Consider the following 1,095-nt stretch of genomic DNA (forward strand, 5'->3'; position numbering starts at 1 on the left):
CGAGCAGAAGATCATTCGCGCCAAGCTCGGCCTTTTGGAGCTGGCCAAGCAGCTCGGCAACGTCAGCCAAGCTTGTCACATGATGGGCTATTCCCGCGACAGCTTCTACCGCTTCAAGGAGCTCTATGAGACCGGCGGCGAACTGGCCCTGCAGGAGCTGACCCGGCGCAAGCCGCTGCTGGCCAACCGCACCCCGCCCGAGGTGGAGGCCGTCATCGTCGAGCTGTCCCTGGAGCAGCCGGCCTTCGGCCAGATCCGGATCGCCAACGAGATGCGCAAGCGCGGCCATTCGATCTCACCGGCCGGCGTGCGTGGGGTGTGGCAGCGGCACGATCTCGAGACGATGAAGAAGCGGCTCAAAGCCCTGGAAGCCAAGGTGGCGCAGGAAGGCCTGATCCTGACGGAGAGCCAGGTGGCAGCCCTGGAGAAGGCCAAGGCCGAGAAGGATGCGCATGGTGAGTTCGAGAGCGAATGCCCCGGCTACTGTGGGGCGCAGGACACCTTTTACGTGGGCACCATGAAAGGGGTGGGGCGCATCGACCAGCAGACCTTCATCGACACCTACACCAAGGTGGCGTTCGCCAAACTGTACGACCGCAAGACACCGATCACGGCCGCCGACCTGCTCAACGATCGGGTTCTCCCCTTCTTCGATGCCTATGAGGTGAAGCTGTGTCGGGTGCTCACCGACCGCGGCACCGAGTACTGCGGGAACCCCGAGCGCCACGAATATGAGCTGTATCTCGCGGTCGAGGACGTGGATCACACCCGGACCAAGACCAAGAGCCCACAGACCAACGGCATTGTGGAGCGCTTCCACAAGACGGTGCTGGACGAGTTCTATCGCGTGGCCTTCCGCAAGAAGATCTATGGCTTGATCGCTGAACTCCAGACTGATCTCGATGCTTGGGTTCGCAGTTATAATGAGGAACGGCCGCACCAGGGGCGGTGGTGCTTTGGCAAGACGCCGATGCAAACCTTCATGGATGGCATGCCGCTGGCAAAGGAGAAGATGATTGCAGCCTGATCCTGTCGGACAGGCTCGACCCGATCACTCTCAGACGCCAAATGTCAGATCAAATACCGACTACTACA

At 61.1% G+C, this 1,095-nt stretch carries 1 protein-coding gene; it reads left to right on the top strand.

From position 1 onward, the window contains the following. The first annotated feature begins 10 nt into the window (after positions 1–10). On the top strand, positions 11–1,027 hold the full coding sequence (locus tag DDF70_RS36245; protein ID WP_245435791.1) for an IS481 family transposase: 1,017 nt from the start codon (positions 11–13) through the stop codon (positions 1,025–1,027). Positions 1,028–1,095 lie beyond the last annotated feature (68 nt).

The sequence above is a fragment of the Microvirga calopogonii genome, assembly GCF_003347665.1.
GTDB classification, from domain to species: domain Bacteria; phylum Pseudomonadota; class Alphaproteobacteria; order Rhizobiales; family Beijerinckiaceae; genus Microvirga; species Microvirga calopogonii.